Origin of the sequence: Rufibacter tibetensis (assembly GCF_001310085.1) — a bacterium.
Classification (GTDB): Bacteria; Bacteroidota; Bacteroidia; order Cytophagales; family Hymenobacteraceae; genus Nibribacter; species Nibribacter tibetensis.
Map to the genome: position 1 here is coordinate 1,085,365 of NZ_CP012643.1, position 26,268 is coordinate 1,111,632.

General features: G+C 47.2%; 23 protein-coding genes and 1 tRNA gene. 15 read left to right on the forward strand and 9 right to left on the reverse strand.

Annotated features, from left to right (window positions below; genetic code table 11):
* Positions 1–17: 17 nt before the first annotated feature.
* Positions 18–767, forward strand: coding sequence for a phosphate ABC transporter ATP-binding protein PstB (pstB, locus tag DC20_RS04225; protein ID WP_218918746.1), 750 nt, complete (start codon positions 18–20; stop codon positions 765–767).
* Between the two features lie 161 nt (positions 768–928).
* Positions 929–1,612: a phosphate signaling complex protein PhoU gene (phoU, locus tag DC20_RS04230; RefSeq protein WP_062545781.1), complete on the forward strand. Its 684-nt coding sequence runs from the start codon at positions 929–931 to the stop codon at positions 1,610–1,612.
* 247 nt (positions 1,613–1,859) lie between these two features.
* Here phoU and DC20_RS22785 read toward each other — a convergent pair whose 3' ends face one another.
* Positions 1,860–2,030: a hypothetical protein gene (locus tag DC20_RS22785; protein WP_157593047.1), complete on the reverse strand. Its 171-nt coding sequence runs from the start codon at positions 2,028–2,030 to the stop codon at positions 1,860–1,862.
* Positions 2,031–2,236: 206 nt separating this feature from the next.
* On the opposite strand from DC20_RS22785, the gene DC20_RS04235 reads away from it, so the two are divergent.
* From DC20_RS04235 to DC20_RS04255, 5 genes are all read left to right on the forward strand, one after another.
* Entirely contained in the window at positions 2,237–3,238 is a 1,002-nt protein-coding gene (locus DC20_RS04235; RefSeq protein WP_316934520.1) for a YheT family hydrolase, read from the forward strand.
* Between the two features lie 266 nt (positions 3,239–3,504).
* The gene (locus DC20_RS04240; RefSeq protein WP_245652299.1) at positions 3,505–4,206 is read left to right on the forward strand and encodes an NlpC/P60 family protein; all 702 of its coding nucleotides are present in this window, start codon (positions 3,505–3,507) and stop codon (positions 4,204–4,206) included.
* A 377-nt stretch (positions 4,207–4,583) separates the two neighbouring features.
* Complete coding sequence (locus DC20_RS04245) at positions 4,584–7,742, forward strand: TonB-dependent receptor (RefSeq protein ID WP_062545784.1); 3,159 nt, start codon at positions 4,584–4,586, stop codon at positions 7,740–7,742.
* Positions 7,743–7,984: 242 nt separating this feature from the next.
* Positions 7,985–8,058, forward strand: a tRNA-Ala gene (locus DC20_RS04250).
* 171 nt (positions 8,059–8,229) lie between these two features.
* Positions 8,230–8,676, forward strand: coding sequence for a DUF421 domain-containing protein (locus tag DC20_RS04255; protein ID WP_062542699.1), 447 nt, complete (start codon positions 8,230–8,232; stop codon positions 8,674–8,676).
* Positions 8,677–9,262: 586 nt separating this feature from the next.
* On the opposite strand, the gene DC20_RS04265 is transcribed toward DC20_RS04255, so the two are convergent.
* Complete coding sequence (locus DC20_RS04265; RefSeq protein ID WP_062542701.1) at positions 9,263–9,859, reverse strand: LURP-one-related/scramblase family protein; 597 nt, start codon at positions 9,857–9,859, stop codon at positions 9,263–9,265.
* 157 nt (positions 9,860–10,016) lie between these two features.
* On the opposite strand from DC20_RS04265, the gene DC20_RS04270 reads away from it, so the two are divergent.
* Together DC20_RS04270 and DC20_RS04275 are read left to right on the forward strand one after the other, a co-directional pair.
* Positions 10,017–10,319 (forward strand): hypothetical protein, encoded by a 303-nt coding sequence (locus tag DC20_RS04270; RefSeq protein ID WP_062542702.1) that lies wholly within the window; start codon positions 10,017–10,019, stop codon positions 10,317–10,319.
* A 184-nt stretch (positions 10,320–10,503) separates the two neighbouring features.
* On the forward strand, positions 10,504–10,794 hold the full coding sequence (locus DC20_RS04275; RefSeq protein ID WP_062542703.1) for a hypothetical protein: 291 nt from the start codon (positions 10,504–10,506) through the stop codon (positions 10,792–10,794).
* Between the two features lie 110 nt (positions 10,795–10,904).
* On the opposite strand, the gene cysK is transcribed toward DC20_RS04275, so the two are convergent.
* The gene (gene cysK, locus DC20_RS04280) at positions 10,905–11,819 is read right to left on the reverse strand and encodes a cysteine synthase A (protein ID WP_062542704.1); all 915 of its coding nucleotides are present in this window, start codon (positions 11,817–11,819) and stop codon (positions 10,905–10,907) included.
* Between the two features lie 103 nt (positions 11,820–11,922).
* Positions 11,923–12,756, reverse strand: a complete 834-nt coding sequence (locus DC20_RS04285) for a serine O-acetyltransferase (protein WP_062542705.1) — start codon at positions 12,754–12,756, stop codon at positions 11,923–11,925.
* Between the two features lie 281 nt (positions 12,757–13,037).
* On the opposite strand from DC20_RS04285, the gene DC20_RS04290 reads away from it, so the two are divergent.
* On the forward strand, positions 13,038–14,891 hold the full coding sequence (locus DC20_RS04290) for an ABC transporter ATP-binding protein (RefSeq protein WP_062542706.1): 1,854 nt from the start codon (positions 13,038–13,040) through the stop codon (positions 14,889–14,891).
* A gap of 36 nt (positions 14,892–14,927) precedes the next feature.
* Here DC20_RS04290 and DC20_RS04295 read toward each other — a convergent pair whose 3' ends face one another.
* Positions 14,928–16,109: an MFS transporter gene (locus DC20_RS04295; protein WP_062545785.1), complete on the reverse strand. Its 1,182-nt coding sequence runs from the start codon at positions 16,107–16,109 to the stop codon at positions 14,928–14,930.
* A gap of 156 nt (positions 16,110–16,265) precedes the next feature.
* Between DC20_RS04295 and DC20_RS22540 the strand changes: the two genes are divergently transcribed.
* Positions 16,266–18,212 (forward strand): peptidylprolyl isomerase, encoded by a 1,947-nt coding sequence (locus tag DC20_RS22540; protein ID WP_157593048.1) that lies wholly within the window; start codon positions 16,266–16,268, stop codon positions 18,210–18,212.
* A 177-nt stretch (positions 18,213–18,389) separates the two neighbouring features.
* Positions 18,390–19,016 carry a DUF7151 family protein gene (locus tag DC20_RS04305; protein WP_062542707.1) on the forward strand — a complete coding sequence of 209 codons (627 nt, stop codon included), beginning with the start codon at positions 18,390–18,392 and terminating at the stop codon, positions 19,014–19,016.
* 247 nt (positions 19,017–19,263) lie between these two features.
* Here the strand turns inward: DC20_RS04305 and rsmG are convergent, their stop codons facing one another.
* From rsmG to DC20_RS04320, 3 genes are all read right to left on the reverse strand, one after another.
* Positions 19,264–19,905 carry a 16S rRNA (guanine(527)-N(7))-methyltransferase RsmG gene (gene rsmG / locus DC20_RS04310; RefSeq protein WP_062542708.1) on the reverse strand — a complete coding sequence of 214 codons (642 nt, stop codon included), beginning with the start codon at positions 19,903–19,905 and terminating at the stop codon, positions 19,264–19,266.
* A 269-nt stretch (positions 19,906–20,174) separates the two neighbouring features.
* Entirely contained in the window at positions 20,175–20,783 is a 609-nt protein-coding gene (locus DC20_RS04315) for an RNA polymerase sigma factor (RefSeq protein ID WP_062542709.1), read from the reverse strand.
* Entirely contained in the window at positions 20,774–21,925 is a 1,152-nt protein-coding gene (locus DC20_RS04320) for a glycosyltransferase (RefSeq protein WP_169788156.1), read from the reverse strand. Before DC20_RS04320 ends, DC20_RS04315 begins: the two co-directional genes overlap by 10 nt.
* Positions 21,926–22,074: 149 nt before the next feature.
* On the opposite strand from DC20_RS04320, the gene tgt reads away from it, so the two are divergent.
* From tgt to DC20_RS04335, 3 genes are all read left to right on the forward strand, one after another.
* Positions 22,075–23,205, forward strand: coding sequence for a tRNA guanosine(34) transglycosylase Tgt (gene tgt, locus DC20_RS04325; protein ID WP_062542711.1), 1,131 nt, complete (start codon positions 22,075–22,077; stop codon positions 23,203–23,205).
* A 109-nt stretch (positions 23,206–23,314) separates the two neighbouring features.
* The gene (locus DC20_RS04330; protein WP_062542712.1) at positions 23,315–24,397 is read left to right on the forward strand and encodes an LptF/LptG family permease; all 1,083 of its coding nucleotides are present in this window, start codon (positions 23,315–23,317) and stop codon (positions 24,395–24,397) included.
* 118 nt (positions 24,398–24,515) lie between these two features.
* Positions 24,516–25,439, forward strand: coding sequence for a DMT family transporter (locus tag DC20_RS04335; RefSeq protein ID WP_062542713.1), 924 nt, complete (start codon positions 24,516–24,518; stop codon positions 25,437–25,439).
* Here the strand turns inward: DC20_RS04335 and ispE are convergent.
* Complete coding sequence (ispE, locus tag DC20_RS04340; RefSeq protein ID WP_062542714.1) at positions 25,416–26,228, reverse strand: 4-(cytidine 5'-diphospho)-2-C-methyl-D-erythritol kinase; 813 nt, start codon at positions 26,226–26,228, stop codon at positions 25,416–25,418. The two genes, DC20_RS04335 and ispE, sit on opposite strands and share 24 nt — an antisense overlap.
* Between the last annotated feature and the right edge of the window lie 40 nt (positions 26,229–26,268).

The window sequence follows — 26,268 nt, forward strand, 5'->3', positions numbered from 1 at the left end:
GCATGAGTAAGAAACAGATCAAATTAGAAGCAAAAGACGTGCACGCCTACTACGGCGATTTTCATGCGCTCCGGGGCATTAACATTGTCATGGAAGAGAATACCGTCACTGCTTTCATAGGACCCTCTGGTTGTGGAAAATCAACGTTCCTGCGGCTGTTCAACCGCATGAATGACTACATTGATGGCTTCAAAACCGAAGGAGAGATTCTGCTGGACGGCGATAACATCTACGCCAAAAGTGTGCTGGTAGACGAGCTGCGGAAGAAAGTGGGCATGGTGTTTCAAAAGCCCAACCCCTTTCCGAAGAGTATTTTCGAGAACGTAGTGTACGGCCTCAAAATACAAGGTGTCTCAGACAAAGCAACACTAGTAGAGGCCGCTGAGAAATCTTTGCAGCAGGCAGCGCTTTGGAACGAGGTAAAAGACAACCTAAATAAGTCTGCGCTGGCATTGTCTGGCGGGCAGCAACAACGTTTGTGCATTGCTCGGGCACTGGCCATCTCCCCATCTGTGCTGTTGATGGATGAACCTGCCTCGGCCTTGGACCCTATCTCCACCGCCAAAATTGAAGAATTAATTCATCAATTAAAGGAGCAGTACACCATAGTCATAGTGACTCACAACATGCAGCAAGCCGGTAGGGTAAGCGATACCACTGCTTTCTTTTACCTGGGTGAACTGGTGGAACATGCCAAAACTAAAACCATCTTCACCAATCCTAAAGACAAGCGTACCCAAGATTATATTACAGGCCGGTTTGGGTAAGCGACAGTTTCATTATGAAACATTGATTTGACTTCGCTACCTTTTGGGCCTGTTTTCTTAGAAGTCGCCCTGAAACAAATATGCCAGATTGCAAGAACTTTTCTGGTTTTCTTGTTATCTATACAAACAGTTTTTACCTCAACTGCAGAAAAGCTTTCAACATGAACCATTTAGACAAAGAGCTCCTCGCCATCAAAGACAAAGTAAATGAAATGTGGAGTTTGGTAGAGTTTCAGGTACTTGCAGGAAAAGACGCTCTCCTAAATGGGGATGAGGAGCTAACCAATAAAATCATAAAGCGTGGCAAAAAAGTAAATGCATATGACATCAAGATTGACCGCATGTGCGAGAACATCTTTGCGTTGTATAATCCCGTGGCAGTTGACCTGCGGTGGCTGATGGCTATCTTAAAGATAAACTCTAATATAGAACGCATTGGAGATTCCTCTGAAAGCATTGCGCAATTAATTAAAGAAGCCGGTACTCCCATTGACCCTGCCCTACTGGAAACTACGCGGGTATTGGAAATGTATGATGCCGCTGAAGCTATGTTAGCAGACGTGCAACGTGCGTTTTATGAGGAAAATACAGAACTGGCGCGCGAAATCATTAAGAAAGATAAAATACTGAATAAGATTCATTTAAAAACAGACAAGGTCATCATTAAATATATTCAGGCAAACCCTGAGAACATTGCCCAAAGTTTGAAAGTCTCTGGCATCATCCGGAAACTGGAGCGAATAGGCGACCAAATCACCAACATTGCCGAGGAAATCATCTTCTATGTAGACGCCAAGGTGGTGAAGCACAAACAAAAAAAGAAACGAAATAAAGATTCTGAGTAGTTCTGAAGTTTTACATAGACCAGTAAAACGCTTGTTTAAGTAGCATACTCCTTTTCTAGCAGGGAGAAAGAATGCTTAGCTTTTAAGCTAATTTCTAAAAAACAGGCGTTGAACGTGTCTAAACTTCCATATTGGAGGGAGCATCTCAACCATGCTCACAAAGACAGAAGAAGGACTTCTGGAAATGTTACTCTAAGTGATAGCAGCCGACAGGCTGCTTTTTCTTTAATGCTCAAAGCAGTTACCTTTAAGGAGCAGCCACCAAAGCATCATAGCCTAATTGCTTGCGGTACAAAGCTTTTAAATACGCTAATTTAGCGGACGCTAATTGGAGAAACTCCTCAGGTGTCAAGAATTCCCCCATTTTCTCTTCAACTAAATAGCTTTGATTATTTATATTATCAGTAAAATTATTCATAGTATCTTTGATTAAAATTTAAGTTAAAGCTTTCTGCAGCAATTCTGATAATACAATAATACAGGTTCTATTCTGTTTAATTACACAATTTAGTTCTATTAACCGACGTTCTCGCCCAATCTCATAAAAAAATCGATGAATTTATATAATTCTATCATACTCTATATTTAATTATATTTTGCTGTTCGATCTGAAAAGGCTTAATTTTGCACATTCCTATTGCAGACTTAGCAGGGAATACCATTATGCCGCTTCTTCCCTCCCGCTTCCGTCAAGGCCCTTCCTATCTTTTTAAGGGACATTTCCAGACTATACTACCCAGCACCCTTAGGCGCCTGCCTCCTGTCAAATACCTACGGGAAAGAATTGTTACCCCAGATCAGGACTTTCTGGATCTTGATTGGTCAAGGGTGAACTCAACCACCCTTGTAGTTTTGTCACATGGGCTGGAAGGGGACACACACCGGCCGTACATGAAGGGAATGGTGCGGGCCATGAACATAGCCGGCTGGGATGCTTTGGCCTGGAACTTCAGAAGTTGCAGTGGCGAACCCAACCACCAGTTACACTCTTATCACATGGGAGCTGTAGAAGACCTGGACTTGGTAGTACGCCATGCCCTGGCATCTGGACTGTACCAAACTATCTATTTGGTGGGCTTCAGTATGGGCGGCAACCTTACCCTTAATTATTTGGGGCAATGGACAGACAGAGTACCAGCGCAGGTAGAACGGGCTGCCGTCTTTTCTGTTCCCTGCCACATGAAAAGCGCCTGTACACAATTAGCCAAGCCTACCAACCGTATTTACATGAGGCGGTTCTTGAAGTCTCTCCATGAGAAATTAAAAGAAAAGTCACAGCGGTTTGAAGTGGATTTAACGGGTTATGAAAAGATAACCACCTTTGAACAGTTTGACGACCGCTATACGGCTCCTTTTCACGGCTTTGAAAGCGCAGCTGATTATTACGAGCGCTGCAGTTCAATCTCTCACCTGCACAAGATCAAAATTCCCACCCTTCTGGTAAATGCCCAAAACGACCCCTTCCTTTCAAAGGAGTGCTTTCCGGTGGAACAAGCAAAACAAAACCCTCACTTCTACCTGGAAACACCCAAAGAGGGCGGCCACGTGGGTTTCTCTGAGGACTTCCTAAAAGGCCTTTACTACTCAGAGCGCAGGGCAGTTGAATTTCTAAAGGGCATCATTTAAGGTCATTTTGAGTGTACTTTCCTAAAAACTGGCCTTAAGCTCAAAATACCTGTTGATAACTAGTGGAAAACATAATCAGCTAAGGGTCAACAATATAGTTAGCTCCTGAAACGGGTTGTATTTTTCAAGATACTCTCCCTTTCTTGTGGCCGTTACCAATAGGGGTTCTCAAAAGGTTACGTGTCTTCTGAGTACTTTATTGGAGGGAGGGTTGACCGAAGGGTAAGGTGAAAACTCATTTTAATAAAAAGTTAAATGCTTTATCTTTGATTGATATTGAAATGCGCCAACACAAGACAGCTTTGAACAACGTAACTAAAATATCTTTCCCTTTCTTTTTAAGCCTGATTCTCTTCCTGGCCTCCTGCGGAAAGTCTTCTTATTCTACCTTCAGCAAACCTAACGAGAAGTACCGTTCTGCCCGTGAAATTGCAGAGCTGAAGAAAAAGGAGCGCATGAGCCGCCGGTCAGGCTCCTACAGAAAACCAGTGAAGGAGATTCGTATTTCCAGCAGAACCAAAAAGCCCTCCCGCTCCATTCACATTTCCCGCAGTAGTAACAGCAACAGAGCCGTTCGGCGTGACATTGAGACCGTGATCAATACTGCCCGCTCTTTTACCGGCACCCCTTATCAATTGGGTGGTACTTCCCGAATAGGCATGGACTGCTCAGGCCTACTGTGCACTTCCTTTCAAGCAATTGATGTGCAATTGCCCCGCACTTCTGGCGAACAAAGCCAGTTTGGGCCTTCCATTTCCACCCATGAACTACAAGAAGGCGACCTGGTATTCTTCAGCTCTTCTAAAAGCGCGTACCACATCACGCACGTAGGTTTGGTCACCGAAGTAAAAAGCCAGGATGAAATCTGGTTTATACACGCCTCTACTTCTTTGGGCGTAAAAGAAGACAATCTGTTTAGCCCCTATTATCAGAAAATATTTGTGAAAGCCGTTCGGCCATCCATTTAAAATGTCCTTTCCAGCTTAAAGTGTTATTAAAAAAATTCACAGAACTCCCGCGTATTATTACTAATCACACAAAGAACATAGCAACAGAATAAGTGCTATTTAACAACTTTCAAAAAGTGTTATTAAAACCTTAACTCAAGGTATCTAAAGCTATAGTGTTCTTGCAGGTAACTTTAAAATTTGCTTGCAAAACAGAAGAATTAAGTCCCTATCTTTGCGCCGTCAATCTACTGACCGCCAACTAAATGTTTTCCTCCTTCAGGAATTTTGCATTTTCTTTCCCCAAAAACTCTGTTAGCATTCTTAATGTTAACTTAACAGTAGCCTTACCTCCTTTTCTTTTCACCTTTTATACTTTTGCACAAAAAAAATCCTTTATGAAAAACTTGATTACCCGATTGATGCTCATCGTGGTGATGTGTTTGCCTATGCACCTTAGTTGGGGCCAGGGTACAACAACCGCCTCAATGACCGGTGTTCTTTCTGACGCAGGTGGTGAAGGCTTAGCCGGAGCTACCATTGTGGCAGTACACACACCATCCAACACTCAATATGCTGCCAGTGCAGATGCAAACGGCCGGTATAATTTGCAAAACTTGCGGGTAGGTGGTCCTTATACAATCACAGCCTCGTACGTAGGTTTCCAAGAGCAAAGAAGAGAGAATATCAACCTGTCACTTGGCCAGACGCTGAGATTAGACTTCACTCTTTCTCAAAGCGCAGTAGGTCTTGCCGAAGTACAGGTAGTAGCTGACCGTAACGCGGTAATCAACGCTGACCGCACGGGTGCGGCTACCAACGTGTCTCGCGAGCAGATTGAGCGTCTTCCTACTCTGAACCGTTCTTTGCAAGACTTTACCCGTCTTACGCCACAAGCTTCTGGCAACTCTATTGGGGGCTCCAACAACCGTTACAACAACATCACCATTGACGGTGCCGTGAACAATGACGTATTTGGTTTGTCTGGTAGCGGTACTCCTGGTGGACAGGCAGGTACGCAACCCATCTCTCTGGATGCGATTGATCAGATCCAGGTAGTATTGGCTCCTTATGATGTGAAATTCGGTAACTTCACTGGTGGTGGTATCAATGCCGTAACTCGCTCAGGAACAAACAACGTAGAGGGTTCTGTGTACGGGTTCGGCCGTAATCAGAAAACCGTGGGCAGAGACCCAATCACAGAAGTAAAGACTGCTAAATTTCAAGATTATCAGACTGGTTTCAGAGTGGGTGGCCCTATCCTGAAAGACAAACTTTTCTTCTTCCTGAATGGTGAAATTACCCGCCGCACAGAGCCTCTATTGAACAATTTAGGCGAGGCTGGTTCTATTGTACCGGAGGCTTCTGTGAGAACTATCTCCCAAACGCTTATTGAGAAGTATGGCTATGATCCAGGTAGCTTTGGTCCTTTGGATCGTCGTACGGAAAGCGACAAGTTATTTGCCCGTTTAGACTGGAACATCACAGACCGTCACCAATTAACGCTTCGCCACAACTTTGTGACTGCTTTTGATGACAACATTACTCGTTCCAACACCACTTTCCGGTTTGCCAACAATGCGTATGAGTTCACCAACACCACCAATAGTACGGTGGCTGAACTTAGAAGCCGTTTCTCTGAGAATTTGTCTAACAGCTTGATCGTGGGTTATTCCAGAATCCGTGACCAGAGAGACACTCCAGGCGGTTTGTTCCCACAGGTGACCATCCGTTTCAACAACAGTGGTAGTAACACCATCACCGCGGGTACAGAGCGTAGCTCCGCTTTCAATGAATTGGATCAGGATATCTTCGAATTCACAGATAACCTCACCCTTTTCAAAGGTAACCACACCTTCACCTTCGGAACGCACAATGAGTTCTTCAAATTCCGGAACCTATTCATCAACAACGGTAATGGTTATTACCAATTCAACAGCCTGGAAGATTTCTTAGCCGAGAAACCTTTCCAGATTGAACAGACCTACTCTGCTAACGCAAATGACCCTACTCCTGCTGCAAGATTTAATGCCGCTCAATTAGGCTTCTATGCACAGGACGAAATCTCTGTGACAGAAAACCTTCGCGTTACCTTAGGTCTACGTGTTGACATGCCGGTAATGCCAGATACTCCAGCCCGTAACGAGGGTGTAGAGCGGACATTTGGATCTATTCCTCAGTACATGGGCGTGAGAACCGATGCTACTCCTAGCGGACAATTGCTTTGGGCTCCAAGAGCAGGTTTCAACTGGGATGTATTTGGTGATAAAAAACTGCAAGTGCGTGGTGGTACTGGTATCTTCACCGGCCGTGTTCCTTTTGTGTGGTTGTCTAACCAGTTCACTAATAATGGAATCACGTTTAACTCTCTGTTCTTAGGTAACCAAACCAGAACCGGCAGATTTGAGACCAACATTGACAACATCCGTAACTTAGGAGCTGCAGGTACAACTGCAGAAATTAACCTTGTAACTGAGGATTTCAGAATCCCACAGACGTTCCGTACCAACCTGGCTGCTGACTATGTATTACCCCTGGGGATCATTGCCACCGTGGAAGGTATCTACTCTAAGACCCTCAATGATGTTGTGTACAAAGACATCAACTTGAAAGCACCAGTAGCTACTCTTCAAGGTGCAGATAACAGACCGGTTTACGCATCTTCCTCTAACAATAGAAGAGTGAACACTGCTTATACAAATGCTATCCTGCTTGATAATACCAGCAAAGGCTATACTTACAGCTTGACTGGCCAATTACAGAAAAACTTCGACAACGGTATCAATACGATGGTGGCTTATACCCACGGTCAGTCCAGAGATGTGAACAGTGGTACCAGCAGCACCGCTAGATCTAACTGGCAGTTTAACCAGATTGTTACAGATCCTAATAATCCTGAGTTGTCTTACTCTCGCTTTGACATCCGTCACCGCGTGATTGCTTCTGGTGGCTATACTGTAAACTGGTTAAACAACCTGAGCACTTCTCTCTCATTGTTCTATGAAGGACAATCAGGAACTCCGTTCACCTACCTGTATGCTCAGGACTTGAACTCTGATGGTAACACTGGCAATGACCTTCTTTACGTACCACGTACGGCTGATGAAATCCGCTTTACTAACCTGGTAATTGGTAGTGGAGCTAATGCAGTGACCGTTACCCCAGAGCAGCAATGGGCTGATCTGAATGCCTTCATTGAAAACGATGAGTACCTGAGAACCCGCCGCGGCCAATACTCTGAGCGTAATGGCGCCCGTACTCCTTGGACACACCGCGTAGACATGCGTATCGCGCAAGACATCTTCGCTAACATAGGCACTAAGAAACATACGTTGCAATTAACGCTGGATGTATTCAACGTAGGTAATGCCATCAACAAAGATTGGGGCCGTAACTACTTTGTAAACAACGCCGCAGTAGAGTTGGTAAGGTTTGTATCTCGTGATTCAAACAACGTTCCAAGCTTCACTTTCAACAAACCTACTACAGACGTTTGGAATACTTCCTTCTCTTCAAGATGGCAAGGACAAGTTGGTCTGCGCTATATCTTCCAATAGGAGTTTTAGTACCTAATTTTAGAAAAGCGGGCGAAAACATATTTCGCTCGCTTTTTTATTGCCCCTGTTATCTTTTACATTCAATTTTTTTCACAAAGCAAACACTACTAAATCAACCACTTACTCCGCATCTCACATTGAGTAAAGCTCAAGGCAGATAAACCAGGCAGCTCAAAAAGAAGAAATGCACAGAAAAGATTTTGTAGTTATGAGAAAGGCTATTACTTTTGTAACATCAAAACGGGGGATTAGCTCAGCTGGCTAGAGCGCTTGCATGGCATGCAAGAGGTCATCGGTTCGACTCCGATATTCTCCACTCTGATTATAAAGCACTTACAGTAAAACTGTAAGTGCTTTTTTTGTATTACACATTAGTACACACAACTTTCTGAATTGTACTCTGCTAGCCCCCTCTCTTCCTCCTGTTTTGGCTGAGTACCAGTCAGACAAACAATCCCTATATTGGGGGAAACTTACATAAAACTAAATGAAAAGACTTCTACCCTACCTGCTGATGTTCCTTGTTGTATTCTCCGGCTGCGGCGAAGAAAAAGAAGAAATTCCAACTCCTACGCCAACTCCAACACCAACCCCCATACCAGAAAAACCCAAAGTTGCAGATGTGGAGACTATCTCCGCAGTAGTAGAGGCCAATGGCTCTGTGACCCTGACGGGCAAGATAAACAAAGTCAATGCTACAGACTTGGACTACGGGTTCATGGCCAATCTAGACAGTTCTTTCAAGGAGCCACCTTTTAAATTAATTATGAAGGGCAAAATACCCGAAACAGGCATCTACACCATGGTTATTCCAAACGATGACTATCGTTTTCTAAAAAATGCAAAATATTACTTCTCTGCTTCGGTGGAGGTTTCTAAATCGAAATACCAAAATTATAACATTAAGTCATTCGTCTACCCCGGTAAAATGTAACCTTGTATCAAATCAGAAATAGGCTATTATCATTCCTAATACTGCTTCTAATAGTATTGTCTAGCTTCAATGATGAAGAGCCTAACTTAGAAGATACAACTCAAATTACTATGTGCGCTTAAGTAGACACCTTTTAAGAGATTGTTAGCCAGTGAACTCTCATCAATTAAGCAAAAGACCCCAAAGGTAATAGACAGCGTAGAAGTAGAGAATGGCAGGAAAGAGGCTGTTACCGCTATTTATGACAGTATTACCGTAAGAGCCAGACAAGAAGTAAGTGCAGTGTTTTCTACCGGCTTCCACTACAAGTTAAAGAACAGGAGTATGCTAATCTTTGATATTCGATATATCTATGGCCTAACACTGCCATACGAATTCTTAGAAGATAAGCGTGCCCTCAACATTGATCCGGACAATCCCCCAAGAAAGCAGCCTGCCATGCACCAGGAGCGCAATAGAAGATTCTCCTTTTCAGTGAGCTATTTATTTTCTTTCAAAAACTAAGGTGTCACACCCAAGTACCAAAGAAAGTTCTCTGGTACTTGGGTGTGACACCTTCTGAATCTAACTAGGTTAAAATCTTTAATTACCCTCGGCGTCTTTCCAGCAGGATCATCATCATCAAACTCAGAAGAATACGTACGCTTTCACCGGACTCAAAGGTGCTTTCCTGGGTAACGGTAAAGTGGCGTCCAAAAAACGATCGTTGTTTTTTCAAAGTTGCTATTAGTGTACCATCTGATCTCATCACATGGTAAGACGGGTTGAAGAAGTAGCCTGTCAAGACCCCTACAATAGGAATTTGCCCCAACAACGCATCCCCAACCTTCACCCAGGCATTTGCTTCCCGAATAGTAAAATCCTGCTGCTGGTTCTGATCATACACTTCGTAATGTGCTTTCCATAGAGAGGCCCAGCCCTTACGGGCAACCCGCCCTATCTCCTGCCCTATATTGTTGGTAAAGACATAAGCAGCAGAGAAGTCTATCCATTTGTTTGCCCTAATAGAGTAAAGCAGTTCAGACTGGGATTGATCACTGAATACATTTACTTCCTCTACTAATTTAAACAGCTTCTGCTTCACATAGCTGATGGTTTCCCCATTAGCATCTGTCACTATAAAATCATTAGAGAACGTGGTAATCTTGAATTCAAAGTCGAGAGGAAATATAATGTCTTGCATGTTGCTTTTTTAAATGGCCTTTAGGTAAGATGCTATATTGAAGAAATTAGAGCAAATAACAAAGGCCCAAACAGCACGTAGAGCATTACAGATGAATTTACTCATTATACCTTTACTAGTGAACCATTGAAAATCCGGTTCTATTCAGGATACCACTATGGCCAAGAAAAAGAAAAAAGGGAAAAAGCACCAAACCTTTTATAGAGCTGTAAAGCCATATATAAAAGACAACAGGGTTCTTCTTGCTTTACTAGGCGCAGTAGGCGCAGGAGTAGCTTTAGGAAAGGCACTGGGTCCAGACAAAGCCGGAGGCTTAGTAGATGGAATTTCGGCAGCTGTCAGGCATTTAACCCATCACCACCATACAGGAGATGCAGAAGAGAAAAGCAAACATTCTAAAAAGGACAGAGCACCCAAAGAAGAAAGTCATGGTAAACAATTTGCTATTGAGAATGTCTAGTCTGTTTTCTTACCAGGAATACTGTCTCTAAAAGCCTTTCCCTCCTCTTCTTTGTGCGTAGTCAGCAGACATACTTTCAATAAGAGAGAACTTAAACCGAGGAGAGGCGTAATTTCTTATTGAGAGGTAAACCACATGGTCTCCTCGTATAAACCGAAACGTATACGTCTACTATTTTAAAACTATGGCAAAGGATAAGACCAAGACTAAGAAAAGCAAAGAGACCAAAGACAAAAAGAACAAGTCTCTTTTGAAGAACGTGTCAACACTGGCATCTAACAACAAAAAGATTCTATACTCCCTACTAGGAGCTGCTGGTGCGGGCATAGCAATTGCCGCCTTAGGCAAAGACAAACGCCGTGCAATTACCGATAAAGTGACCAGTACAGTTGCTGGATTGGGCAGCACGTCAGGAGATAGCACCACAAATACCACCACAGATACCTCTTCTGGCAACAAACCCCAGGGACAATAAAACAAAGACAGGAAGCCCGTTGCTTTAGGGCTTCTTTCAAATAAACAAGCTTAAAACAAAGCCGCCCTTGCACATGCAAGGGCGGCTTTGTTTTATAGGTAGGGGAGTGATTACACAAATAATCCTTCTACTGACAAATACCGCTCACCAGTATCATAGCAGAAAGTGAGAATACGGGCTCCTTTATCAAATTCGCCTATTTTCTGAGCTACTGCCGCCAGTGAACCACCGGAAGAAATTCCCACAAACATCCCCTCTTCCCTGGCTGCCCGACGGGCATACTCAAAGGCATCTTTAGGATCTACCTGAATTACACCGTCTAACACAGACATATCCATGATCTTCGGAATGAAACCAGCGCCTACCCCTTGGATGGGGTGTGGTCCAGGGGCACCTCCGCTCAAAACCGGAGACAAGGTTGGTTCAACCGCCAATACTTTTAGGTTCGGGAATTTCTGTTTTAACACCTGGCCTACGCCAGTAATGTGCCCACCAGTACCTACCCCAGTGATCATGTAATCAAACCCATCTGGAAAATCACGAAGCACTTCCTGGGCTGTGGTTTCTATGTGGATGCGGGTGTTAGCCTCATTCTCAAACTGCATGGGAATCCAGGCATTTTCGTTTTCAGCGGCTAGCTCATGAGCCCTTGCAATGGCCCCGTTCATGCCTTTCTCGCGAGGGGTCAATTCCAGGTGGGCTCCATAAGCAGCCATCAGGCGGCGGCGCTCAATAGACATAGACTCAGGCATGACCAAGGTGATTTCATAGCCTTTCACAGCAGCAACCATGGCCAACCCTACCCCGGTGTTACCCGATGTTGGTTCAATAATATGGCTATGTGGTTTCAGAAGGCCGCGCTGCTCAGCGTCCTCAATCATAGACAAGGCAATACGGTCTTTGATGCTTCCTCCCGGGTTGGCTCGCTCCAACTTCATCCACACCTGGGCATCAGGACCAAATAATTTATTGATGCGTACCACAGGGGTATCCCCAATGGTTTGTAAAATGCTTTCTGCTTTCATATCGTAAGGTTACGGTTGAATAAATAGAAACTGAAGGCACATTGGCCTGCCTTTGGCCTTGTGCAAATGTATAATTATTTACTAAACTCCTTAGGCCGGTAATTTATATTGAAAAGTCCAGGATGTCTTCTGGCGCCTCGGACCGGCTTACTTTTATTTGTGCACGGTGGTACAACCGCGAATAAGCAGGTACGCTCTCCGTGAGCCATACGTTACCACCAATAATGCTGTGCGCACCAATGACTGTATTACCGCCCAATATGGTAGCTCCGGCGTAAATAATCACGTTGTCTTCCAGAGTAGGATGACGTTTGAGATCTGTCATGTACTTGGCCACACTCAGGGCACCCAGGGTCACGCCTTGGTACAACTTCACGTTCTTCCCAATCACGGTAGTCTCGCCTATGACAATACCGGTGCCATGGTCAATGCAAAACGGGTAATCAATCTGCGCTCCGGGGTGAATGTCAATACCGGTGCGGCTATGGGCGAATTCGGTTAAGATGCGCGGCAACAACGGTACACCTTCCTTGTATAGTAAATGCGCAATGCGGTACACCGCTATGCCGTAAAAACCCGGGTAAGACCGCATCACTTCCTCAATGTGCCGGGCCGCCGGGTCCTCATGTAAAATAAACTGAGCATCAGAAATAAGACGCTCATGTAAGTTAGGCAATTGGCCCATGAACCGGTCTACGGTCTCGGCCGCCGAGAATGCGCTGATGTGCTGTACCCCTTCCAACAAAGACTCCAATTCCTGCTCCAGAAAAGTAGCTTCTTGGGCCAGGGCCTGCGCATCTCTGAAAGGTTGTTCCGCTAACGGCGGAAACAGCATTTGCAGCAACCGGTTCAGGAACTGGCAAAGCAAACCAGTGGGTATGCGAAGCTGGTTCTGCTGGTGCAAACCCCAAAGCCGCTGTAAAAATGATTCTTCCATACTTCTCAACTACGAAATTATACTGGCAAGGGAAACAAAAAACCGTTTCCATTTGATAAAGGGCAAAGGTAAAGCCCAATTACCAAGATGAACAGCGCTTTTAGTAACCTAAAGGATAGTGCCTCTCTTTTACCCTTGTTTTAGGAAAATAAAACAAAAACCCTCCGAAAAGGATTTCCATAAAGTAGAAGCAAGTACCTTTCACCCAAACTAACCGAGGCCCTTTCCTTACGTTCTACACAACTGGCGTAAGTAAAGAGCCTTCTAGTAAATCTCCGCATATGGCATTTTGGGATAATCTATTCGGGAAGAAACCACCAGGGCAGGGGAAGCCGCAGCTTTCGGTGCAGCAGCGGGTAAGTGCTCTGAAGCATTTGCCTCCTTTCCTGAAAATGGTCTGGAAAACCAATCCGCGCATGGCGTTCATCAACGTGGTGCTTCGGTTGTTCCGGGCGGCCGTGCCATTGGCAGTGCTCTACGTAGGGCAACTCATTATTGACGAAGTGGTACGCCTTTCGCAAACCAACGACAAACTGCTGGGCTACCTTTTCACCCTCATCGCTATCGAGTTTGGACTGGCGGTGCTTTCTGATTTCCTGAACCGGGGCATTGCCCTGATAGATGGACTACTGGGCGATTTGTTTGCCAACCAGTCCTCCATCCGGCTCATGGAACACGCCGCCGAGCTGGATCTGGATCAGTTTGAAGACTCGGCTTTCTATGACAAACTCGAACGTGCGCGCCGCCAGACCCTGAGCCGGACCATTCTCATGAGCCAGGTACTGGGGCAGATGCAGGACATCCTGACCATGATTTTCCTGGCTGCCGGGCTCATTGCCTTCTACCCGTGGCTATTGTTGTTACTGCTAATTGCTGTATTGCCTGCCTTCCTAGGCGAGTCCCATTTCAACGAACGCAGTTACTCCCTGGTGCACGGCTGGACACCCGAGCGCCGCGAGCTGGATTACCTCCGCCAAACCGGGGCCAGCGATGACACCGCCAAGGAGGTAAAGATCTTCGGGTTGTCTGGCTTTCTGGTAGACCGCTTCCGCACGCTTTCAAGTCAGTTTTACAAAGACAACGAGAAATTGGCTATTAGGAGGGCTGGTTGGGGCAGCGTGTTTGCCGCCTTGGGTAGCGCCGGGTATTACGGGGCCTACGTGTACCTGCTCATCCAGACCGTTCAAGGGCAGGTTTCCTTAGGGCAACTCACCTTTCTGTCCGGTTCGTTCATGCGCTTGCGGGGTCTGCTGGAATCAGTGCTCAACCGGTTCACCAGCGTAGCAGAGGGCGCGTTGTACCTGCAGGATTTCTTTGATTTCTTCGAGCTGCAACCTCGTATTCGTCGTCAGGCTTCGGCGCCATCTTTTCCAAAACCTATCCGGCACGGTTTCACCTTTGAGAACGTGGGCTTTCAATACCGCAACTCAGAGAAATGGGCGCTCAGGCACCTCAACTTCACTTTACACGCGGGCGAGAAATTAGCCTTGGTAGGCGAAAATGGCGCCGGAAAAACCACCATGGTGAAACTGCTATCCCGCCTCTATGACCCTACGGAAGGACGCATTCTGCTGGACGGCATTGACCTGCGGGAATATGACCCTGCCGATCTGCGCCGGGAGATTGGCGTGATCTTCCAGGACTTTGTGCGGTTCCAGATGAGCGCGGGCACCAACATCGCCATCGGGCGGATTGAGGAAAAAGAAAACCAGCCTCGTATCCAGACCTCGGCCCAGCAAAGTCTCGCAGATACGGTCATCGCCAAACTTCCCGAAGGGTATGACCAAGTCATTGGCCGCCGCTTCAACAAAGGCGTGGATTTATCGGGGGGTGAGTGGCAGAAAATAGCGTTGGGACGGGCCTATATGCGTGATGCGCAGCTCCTGATTCTGGACGAACCCACCGCCGCCTTAGACGCTCGCGCCGAGCACGAAGTCTTCCAACGCTTCGCGGAACTGACCAAGGGCAAAACCGCCGTGCTTATCTCCCACCGCTTCTCCACCGTGCGCATGGCTGACAGGATTTTAGTGATTGAGAACGGCCAGTTCGTGGAAATGGGCTCGCATGAAGAACTCATCGCCAAAGGCACCCGCTACGCAGAGCTGTTCCGACTACAGGCGAAGGGGTATTTGTAGAAACAGCCTTAATTCCTAAAAACTGCTCTGAAATAGCTAGGCTTCGACCCTCTTCTGAAACTTGCCTAGCATTACAAACAAAAATGCTAAGAAGCACAAGGCTGCAGCGCCCCAGAATACATAAGGGATAGCGCCTATTTCATTCCCGTAAATCCAGCCGGAGGCGAAAGCGCCAATGCCAATACCGGCTTCCAAGGCAATGTACACTGTGGCCATGGCGCGGCCGCGGCGGTCGGGGTGGCTCAGGTCAATGGCCCAGGCATAGAGTGTGGGCGAGTTCATCCCAGTTCCGAAACCGTACAAAACCGCCGCTCCCAGGAACATTGCTTTGCTATCGGCTAACCCCAGCACCACCATGGACACTGCCATCATTAATGTGGAAACGCGTAGGATAGGCACCCTGCCGAAGCGGTCAGAGGCTCGACCTGCCAGAAACCGCACGCCAATGGAAGAGACGGTATAGAAAGTAAAGAACAGTCCTTTGTTCTGGATACCCAAGTGCTGGCTGAAATCTGGCGTAACGGTGAGCACAGCGCCATAGCAGGACAGCGTAAGCAACATCACCACAAAAGTAGGCAGCACCCTGGGTTCAAAGATTTCATCTTTGCGGATGCGCAGTAAGCCCAACTTAAATTTCTGCGGATTAGGCAATGTTTCTTTCAGGTTCACCAATACCAGAATGGAAAACAACGCCATGGCCGAGGAACAGTAGAAGAGTGCGTGCAGTGAGAAATGCCGGCTGAACTCTCCGCCAATGGCTGGCCCAGCTGCCAAGCCTAAGCTTCCGGCCAACCCAAACACCCCGATGGCCGCACCTCTGCGTTCCAGCGGCACAATGTCCGCAATGTACGCCGCTTCGCCCGTGGGCGTGAAACCAGTAGAGAACCCGTGAATGAGCCGCAGCAGCAAAAACGCAAAAACGGTGGTAAGCAGCGGGTAAAGCAAACTACACAAGATGCAGACCGCCACCCCAAAATACATGACCGGCAAACGCCCCACGGTATCTGTCAGTTTCCCGCTGAAGGGGCGCGAAAGCCCGGCCGTAAGGGTAAACAAACCAATGATGTAGCCTTTGTAATCGGCCCCGCCCAGGTGCGTCAGGAAGTTGGGCAACTCCGGAATGATCATGTTGAAACTGGCCGAAAATAGAAACGAACTCAGGCACAGCATCCAGAAACGGAACGAGTACGTGGTAGAAGCGGGGGCAGCGGTAATCATAACGGGCGCAAAGGTCTGCATTTTTAGACAATCCACTTCGCGTTTCTGCCCCATTTTCCTGAAAGCAAGGCAAAAACCAAAATTCCGCAACCACCACTTTGAGGCCTTGCAGCAGACTCAGGACAGTTTTGTATCTTCCGTGCTCAAGTGCTCTTTATGAAAAAACACCTCAGAAACGCCACTGCTTTGCTTTTGCTGGCCGTCGCCTGCCGGCAACCTGCCCAGCAGAGTGCTACCAGTAGCGTGAATAAATTTAGTGACGCGACCCTGCGCAAAATCTACACCCTTCAGGACGAACGTAAAACCCAGGACCTGCTCGCCTTCTTAGATCGACCAGAAACCATGTACCGTCGAGAGGCCTCTTTAGCTTTCGGCTCGGCGCAGGACAGCACGGCTATTCCAGCATTAATTTCTTTACTGCAAGACCCTGAAGCGGAAGTCAGGAAAGCGACGGCATATGCTTTAGGGCAAATTGGAAATGCTTCTGCGGAACCAGCCTTGATGGAGGCCTACCAGAAAGAGCAGCACGTACCTGCCAGAGCCGAGATCCTGGAAGCCTGGGGAAAATGTGCCACGCAGAATGGGCTGGACATGATCTCACGGTACACGGCACAACCCGTTATGCAAGCGGCGCAAGCCTGGGCCATTTACCGGGCCGGACAACGCAAACTGAACTACACAGGTGCCATCACCAAAGCCGCTGACCTTCTAACCTCTGAGCAGGAAGAAGCCCGTTTAGGAGCCGCGCACTTTTTGAGCCGCACGGCGAAGGTAGATCCAAGTCCGGCCAAAGCGCAGATCTTTAAAGTAGTGCAGCAGGATCCCAGTGCCAATGTGCGCATGGCCGCAGCCCTGGCTTTAGGGAAAATGACCGATACCGTGGGCATCGCCTCCGTTGTAAACCAAGTGCTGAGCAAAGACGCTGATTACCGCGTGCGGATTAATGCGGTGCGCCCGTTGTACCAGTTACCATACGCTGCCGTGCAAGCCGCCGCCTGGAACGCCCTGTCAGACAAACACCCGCTGGTAGCCCTTAGCGCAGCTGAGTACCTGACTGCCAAAGCCCCGGCCACCGAAGCTTCCCGGTTATTAGAGGCCGCCAATAAACAACCCGATTGGCGGGTACGGGCCACCTTGTTCGGAGCGGCATTGGCCTCTTCCCCGGCAGAGCAGAAGCAGGCCGTGAGCCAGCAAATTCAGCGACGGTTTGCCTCCGCAAAGAATCCGTATGAAAAAGCAGCGTTGCTTACCGCCCTTAGTAAAGACCCCACACAATATGCCTTTATTGAGGAGCAGACATTCAAAGCAGCGCATCCGGCCATCAGCACCTCGGGCATAGAAGCCCTGGTATCCATGAGGGGACAGAAAAATTTTGACTCGAAAGCAGCTCCTACTTTCAACCAGTTACTCCAACAAGCCATCCAGTCAGGAGATGTGGCCATAGTAGGCATTGCCGCCGGTGCCATCCGGAACCCTGACCTGAACATGAAAGAGGCTTATGCAGATTGGTCTTTCCTGACCCAAGCCCGCGACAAACTCACCCTGCCCCGGGACATTGAAACCTACCTGGAACTGCAGAAAACGCTGGACTACTTGGAAGGCAAAACTTCCGCTCCTACTCCCGCCACTCCGTTCAGCCATCCTATCAACTGGGCCACGGTGAATAAACTGCAGAAAAACCAGAAGGCCCGAATCCGTACCTCTAAAGGTGATATCATGTTTGAACTGCTGGTGGAAGACGCGCCGGGTTCGGTGGCGAACTTTGTGGAATTACTGGAGCAAGGCTTTTACAACGGAAAAAACTACCACCGCGTGGTGCCCAACTTCGTGGCACAGGGCGGCTGTCCGCGCGGCGATGGCTGGGGCTCCACCGACTACGCCATCCGCTCAGAATTTGCGGATCTGAACTACCTGGAAGGCTACGTGGGCATGGCCTCGGCGGGCAAAGACACCGAAAGCTGCCAATGGTTCATCACCCACTCTCCCACCCCGCACCTGGACGGCAAGTACACCATCTTCGCCCGCGTAATCAAAGGCATGGACGTGGTGCACCAGTTGAACATCGGCGATACGATTGAGAAGGTGGAGTTGGTGCGCCAATAATTTTTTTAACTTAATCTATTTCATATTTAATATAATAAAGAAAAGCTAATTCTATTTCTCATTTTAATATAACAGTATTATTCTAAATGTATCTTGCAACCTAAATAGAAATTCTCATCACTTCAATATTATAAGTAATATAAATATGAAGTGCAAAAATCATGTTGATTACACAGTATGCGTAAATTATATTACTATCTTATATTCTCTTTCACATTTCTGGTTTTAAGCTGTAACAATAAAGAATCGGAACCCAATCCTAAAACTCCTACTAGTTTAAACAAAGTCATTGCAGAACCAGTAGGTGCGAATTGCTCTACAGGTGGTTCAAAAATAGTAACTGGCTTGGATTCAAATTACAATGGCATTTTGGATGAGAATGAGGTTACATCCACTAATTACTATTGCAATGCTGACAAACAAATTAGACTCCCTTTCCCAAGTGAAAATGGTTATGGTACTTCAACAACTGAATGGTATTTGATACCTGAGGTTTCACTTCGCCTTATAAAGTTTAATAAAGCAAACTTTAGCAATGTTGATTCTATCACCTTTACGTCTAACCTTAGATCTAATGATGGAAGCACCAATTGTTTTGTAGAGTTACTCAATTTAACAGATAATACAGTAATTTCCAGTAGTGCCTTAAAGTCTAATTCACCAATATATAATCTTGTTGAATCAAAGAATATCTTCAAAGAGCTACCTAATAAAGAAATTACATTAGGGGTAAGAATGAGAAGCGAGCAGGACGGAATATATGTACAGGGACATATATTCCATTTATTTTTATACAGGAAATAAGGCATCATATTTAATATTAAATTACTTGCATAAGAATTTGATTTTTAGACAGGCACTTACCTATACTATTTCACATTTAAGCGAAGGGTTTCGATTTTAATGACGAACATGAACAAAGTAGCTCTCTAATAATATTAAGTATCAAATACCTTTAAGCTAAATGACTATTAAAACAGAAGCCTCTTCATGGAAGAGGCTTCTGTTTTAATGTTTAAACTTTTCTTTATTAAAAGAAGCCTCTAAACCCTTACGCGGTTGGATGCAACGGCACGTACACTACCTTCTTCGTCTCGAAGAACTCTTCTTGAAAATAGGTACTCAAATCAAACACCTCGTGTATCAACCCAGACCCAGCAAGTTCTTCGGTCAAGTCGCCGCCTTTAAGGTAGTACAGCCCTTGGCCGGGTACTGATTCTTTTTTGTAGCTGAACTGAATCCACTGGTAGAAAGTAGCCAATCTTGCTACTGCGCGGCTCACAATGAAATCATATTTCTCGTGCACCTGTTCGGCGCGAGTATGGGAGGCTTTCACGTTGTGGAGACGCAACTCCTTTGCAATTTCCTCCACTACATGAATTTTCTTGCCTATTGAATCAACCAGGTGAAACTTCACCTCAGGAAACAGAATGGCTAAAGGCAAACCAGGCAACCCACCGCCGGTTCCTACGTCCATCACCGAAGTCCCCGCCGGAAACTGCACCACTTTGGCAATGCCCAAAGAATGCAGCAGGTGGTTCACCATCAAGTTATCCATGTCCTTGCGGGAGATCACGTTTATTTTGGAATTCCACTCCACGTACAACTCCGCGAGGCGCGCAAACTGCTGCTGTTGCTCTGGCGTTAGGTCTGGAAAGTAATGAAGTAAAATATCGGTGGATGTTGGGTTCATATGCTCAAAGATAAGGAAACGAGTCCTGAGTTCAGAGTCTTGGGTACTTAGTTAGCAGTTGGTCTGTTTCTGTTTTGGGTCTGTTATCAGGAAAAGAGACCTAAATCTTATATACTTAAAGTTTGAGCGGAGCGGTAACTTGCGGGATTTGGTTTACCATTTGCAGCCTCTTATCCATAAACAGCTTCTAAACACAGAAAGCAGCCACATGGGCTGCTTTCTGCTAACATTTCAATCTTAAAATCGGGTAAAGCACTACCTGCTATAAATTAGATCAGGTGCTTTTTGTTTTTCACCATGTCATAGAGCAACTCACGGGCGCGGTGTAATTGGGCCTTTACGGTTCCAAGTGGGGCGCTGAGTTCGGTGGCAATCTCCTCGTAAGACAGCTCGTCAAAGTAACGGAGGGTTACCAGGCGCTGGTACTTATCGGGCAGTTTGCTCACGATGTACTGCATGATCTCAATCTTCTGGTTTTTGATGGCAGACTCCTGCGGGTTCAGGTTGTTGTCTTTGAAATCAATGGTGATCTCATCGCCGTTGTCGATCTTGATGGCTGAGTCAATGCTCATAGTCTTGATCTTGTTCTTCCGGATGAAGTCGATACAGTTGTTCGTAGCAATACGGAAAAGCCAGGTACTAAATGCGTACTCCGGGTTGAATTTATGTAGGTTACGGAAGGCTTTTGCGAAGGCTTCAATGGTGAGGTCCTCAGCATCGTCGGCGTTGCGCACCATTTTGAGAACCACGTGGTAAACTGGCTTTTTGTAAATCTGCATCAGTTCGGCGTAGGCTTTCTCATCCCCGTCTTCCACCGCTGACTGAATCAGTTTAAAATCGTGTTTCGCTTTCGCGGAGAATTGTTTATTTACTTCCATCTTACCTTTTTAGTCGTTAAAACAGAGATCCCGATCCCTATATAATTGAGGTAATACCCCAGTTCCAGTATTGGCAACAGCCACCAGGCAAGAGGGTCTTGCAGGCGGCGGGCCACCGGCAGGTACGAGCCATAGAGTGCCGCGTACCTTACCCCAATAATGAGGCCAACCCATAGCGGCTGATACTGTAAACCTAAAAGAACAGGTGATATTACATAAAATAGCCCATTTGACAAGACAAAAAGTCCGAGTCTGAACTGTTCCTTCTTTTGGTACTGCCGCCCTGCCGCCATATGCCTTCGTTTCTGGAGCCACCAGTTGCGCCACCGGGTTTCCGGGGTGCTGTTTGTCTGGGCATCCTGGTCAATGACAATCTGGACGGCAGAATGTTTGGCAGCTTCCTGCACAAATAAATCATCGTCCCCTCCCAAGGACCTAATATGGGAGGCAAAGCCTTTATTACGTAGAAACGTTGACTTGGTATACGCCAGATTACGACCCACTCCCATGTACGCTTGCCCCTTCTTGGCAAACGACAGATACTGCATAGCGGTTAAGAAGGTTTCAAACCGGATTAAATGATTCAAAAATCCGTATATCTGCATATACGGAGAAACGCCTAATACGATGTCTTTTCCGTTTAAAAACCCATGAGCCATCTGCAGTGCCCATCTTTTAGAGAGAGGTCGGCAGTCGGCATCCGTAAACAGTAAGTGCTCATACTGAGCGGCTTTAATGCCCAGAAACAGCGCATATTTTTTAGGACTCATCAGGTACGGGGTTTCCTTCACCCGCAAGAGGCGCACGTGGGAGTGCTCCATTTCGTATTCCTTCACTAACACATGAGACCCATCCCAGGAGCGATCGTCTATCACTACAATTTCTAACGGCTGCGGGTACTCCTGTTGTATTAACAGCGGTAGTAATTCCTGAAGATTCTTCACTTCATTGTGGGCTGCCACCAAAATTGACAAGGGCGGCAAAGCAGATGGGTTCACTTCTTCCTGTTTGGGATGGAAAGCGAGCGGCAGAAAATAATAGAGTTCATAAAACAACTGCACCAGCACACAGGCTAGTAGTAGGTAGAACAGAGAGTCAGAAAGGTAAGGCGTAAGGTCCAAGGCAATGAAAACTGAATCCAAAAATAGCATAAATAGTTGGGAGAGGCGTACCCACGGGGCGGCAGAACAAAAGGTTGTTTGTATCTTTGCCGTTTGGAGAAGCGCGGGTTCTTAAAAGCCTTTAATTTCCTTCTGTAAAGAAGGCTTCTCCAGCACTTTACCCGTAGTCCATGACCTTTGATTTAGTAGCGAACGATCCCGCTTCCAAAGCCCGTGCCGGTGTATTGACCACCGCCCACGGCACCATACAAACCCCTATTTTCATGCCGGTGGGTACTGCCGGCACCGTAAAGGCCGTGCACCAGCGCGAGCTGAAAGAAGACGTAAAAGCCCAAATTATTTTAGGCAACACCTATCACCTGTACCTGCGCCCGGGCCTGAACGTGCTGGAGAAAGCCGGCGGCCTGCACAAATTCAACGGTTGGGACAAACCCATATTAACAGACAGTGGCGGGTACCAGGTGTTCTCCCTATCGGGCACGCGTAAAATTATTGAAGACGGCGTGAAGTTCCGGTCGCACATTGACGGGTCTTCGCACCTGTTCACGCCCGAGAACGTGATGGATACGCAGCGCACCATTGGCGCCGACATCATCATGGCCTTTGACGAGTGCACGCCCTACCCGTGTGATTACAACTACGCCCGCAACTCCATGGAGCGCACGCACCGTTGGCTGCAACGTTGCATTGACCGCTTTGACTCTACTGAGGGCAAGTACAGCTATGAGCAAACCCTTTTCCCTATTGTACAAGGCAGCACCTACAAAGATCTACGCATTCAGTCCGCGGAGACCATCGCGTCTAAGAATCGTCCAGGTAATGCCATTGGCGGATTATCGGTGGGCGAGCCTGCCGAGATGATGTACGAGATGACCGAACTGGTTTGCGACATACTGCCCACTGACAAACCACGTTACCTGATGGGCGTGGGCACACCGGCCAACATTCTGGAGAACATTGCTTTGGGCGTGGATATGTTTGACTGCGTGCTACCTACCCGGAATGCGCGTAACGGCATGCTGTTCACCACGCAAGGCATCATTAACATCAGGAACGAACGCTGGAAAGAGGACTACTCCCCTATTGATGCAGAACTGGGCGGCTACGTGAGCACGTTTCATTCTAAGGCGTACCTGCGTCACCTCATGCACGCCACTGAGATGCTGGGTGCCCAGATTGCCAGCGTGCATAACCTTACGTTTTACCTGTGGCTGGTAAGCCAGGCGCGCGAGCAGATCCTGGCTGGCACGTTCCGGACCTGGAAAGACCAGATGGTGAAAAAGTTAATGACACGGTTATAGAAATTAGAAATTAGAAATTATGAATTAGAAATTAGAAGTGGGCTTACCTGATGTAGACATATTCAAGGCCATTTCTAATTTCTAATTTTGAATTCGTAATTAACATAGCGTGAAACTAAAACTCCTAGATAGTTACATTCTTAAGAAGTTCCTGACCACGTTTGTGTTTGTGGTGATCATCCTGATCGCGGTGATCTGCGTGATTGACTTTGTGGAGAAGAATGATGACTTCATTCAGCATAACCTCTCTGTGAAGATTATTCTGGTGGATTATTACATGAACATGATCCCGCACTACATCAACATGCTGAGCCCCATTACGGTGTTTATTGCGACGGTGTTTGTGACAGCAAAACTGGCTTCGCACACCGAGATTGTGGCCATTCTGAGCAGCGGGGTTTCTTTCAAGCGGATGCTGGTGCCCTACATCATGGGGTCTATCGTCATCGGAATTTTCATCTTCTTTTTCGCCTCGTACGTGATTCCCACCGCCAACAAGACTCGGGTGGCCTTTGAAATCAAGTACGTGAAAAACCCTTACACCTTTGAGGGCCGCAACGTACACTTCCGGATTGGGCCAGATTCTTACGCGTATCTGGAGAGCTATAACAACCACGCCAACGTGGGCTACAAGTTCACCCTGGAAACCATCCGGAAGCAGGAGCTTATTCAGAAACTTTCCTCAGAATCTATCCGCTGGGATAGTACCAAGCAGAAGTGGCACATGGATGCATACACCCTGCGCACCTTCAATGGCGACAAAGAAACCGTGGTGCAGGGCGGCGCCATTGACACTACCTTGAACCTGTTGCCTAAAGACTTTGCCAGCACCTACCGCTTAAAGGAAACCCTGACCAATGCCGAACTGAACAAGCTCATTGACGAAAAGATCCTGCGCGGTGCCACCGACGTGGAGATGTACATGACCGAGAAGTATGAGCGCATGAGCTATCCCTTCGCCATCACGGTACTCACCATTATAGGCGTCATTCTGAGTTCCCGGAAGGTACGCGGCGGGGTTGGTTTGCAGATTGCGTTAGGCTTTGTGCTCGCCTTTATCTTCATCATCTTCGTGATGATGAGCCGAAGCCTGGCTTCCGTGGGCGGTATTCCGCCGCAGTTGGCTGCTTTCGTTCCTTTGGCCGTCTTCACCGTCATTGGCATCGTACTCTACCGAACCGTACCCAGGTGACGCAATGTTTTTAGGACTTCTGGCGCTGTCTTTTTAGGTCTGCGCCAGAAGCCTTTCTTTCAAGGGTTGTTTTCCCGAAAATCGGCTCAACCCCTATCATCTCTAATTCATTTTCCTCTTGCAAACCCCTCGGCTAAAAGATTTTCTGGAACTACACTTCATCATTTTACTATGGGGTTTCACGGCCATTTTAGGAAAATTCATCTCTATTCCGGCCGTGGAGCTGGTGTTTTACCGGACCATTCTGGCGGCAGTGGCCTTGGCTGTGGTCATCAAACTCAAGAAGCAATCTTTTAGAATTGGCCAGCGCAACATTGCGAAGATCCTGAGTGTGGGGTTCCTGATTGCCGCGCATTGGATCCTGTTTTTTGCCTCGGCACGGGTCTCCTCAGTGTCTATCTGTTTGGCCGGTATGGCTACCGCCAGCCTCTGGACCTCCATTTTAGAGCCAATTTTCACAAACAAGAAGATAAAGCCCCATGAAGTGGCACTGGCCCTGCTCATTATTGTGGGGCTGTACATCATTTTCCGGTTTGAGTTTGATCATGCCTTAGGGATTGCCATGGCGGTGGGCTCGGCGTTTCTGGCTTCTTGCTTTACCATTATTAACAGCAAACTCACCAAACAGCACGCCGCTACTACCATCACCTGCTATGAAATGGCAGGCGCTTGGGTGGCTACCTGCCTGTTTCTCCCTTTCTACCGCGAGTGGATGACCGACAACGGTGAACTGCAGTTAACCCTGACTTGGCTGGATGTGTTTAGCATTGGCATGCTGGGGTTGGTTTGCACCGTATACGCGTACACAGCAGCCGTGCGGCTCATGCATAAATTCAGCGCCTACACCATGAACCTGACCGTAAACCTGGAACCCGTATATGGAATTTTATTGGCGTGGTTTATCTTCAAAGAAGGCGAGCAGATGTCAGCGGGCTTCTACTATGGAGCGGCAATTATATTGTTCAGTGTGTTTCTGCACCCAATTCTGGAAAGTGTCATCAATCGGCGGCAACGCAGATTAAAAGACGCCTTGCCAAACTGAGTACTCCTTTGGGAAAGTCAATAGCCCGGCAGGCGACGTCTGAAACAGCCCATACATGGTAGATCCTGAACCCGACATTGATGCATACATCGCGCCCATTTCATACAACTGGGCTTTCAGTTCTGCCAGCACTGGATATTTAGGGAACAGGCTCAATTCAAAATCATTCACTACCTCGTCTTTCCAGGTGGAAACATCTTGAGCAAGAGACGTTTTGAGGTCATTTTCAGGAAAACGGGGCGAAACCCCAGCGTACGCTTCGGCGGTACTGATGGCTAAGTTCGGGTATACCATTAGCAGGTGCCATCCGGTTAAATCAAGTGAAATAGACTCAAACACATCACCTTTCTCTACCGCCAGCACCGGTCTGTTTCTGATGAAGAACGCGCAATCGCTGCCCAATTGACGCGCATAGTTTTCTAGTGCTTCCTCCGTCAAATTCAATTTAAACTGCTGGTTCAGAATCTTCAGCGTGAAGGCCGCATCGGCGGAGCCGCCGCCCAACCCTGCTCCCATAGGAATGACTTTGTGCAGGTGCATCTTGATGGAGGGCAGGTCAAAGTCCCGGCGCAGGAGTTCATAGGCTTTCCAGCACAGATTAGCGGCAGGTTCGCCGGGCACCGGAAGACCTGAGAGCGTGAAGTTAGCCTCTCCGTCTGAGGGAAGAATCTCCAGGGCATCGGTCCAGCCAACGGGGTAAAAGCAGGAGACCAGGTTATGGAACCCATCGGGGCGTTTTTCTACCAGTTGCAAGCCAAGGTTTATCTTCGCGTTCGGAAATTGAATCATACGCGCAAATTAATAGAATCTGCTCAGAGAATCGTACTTT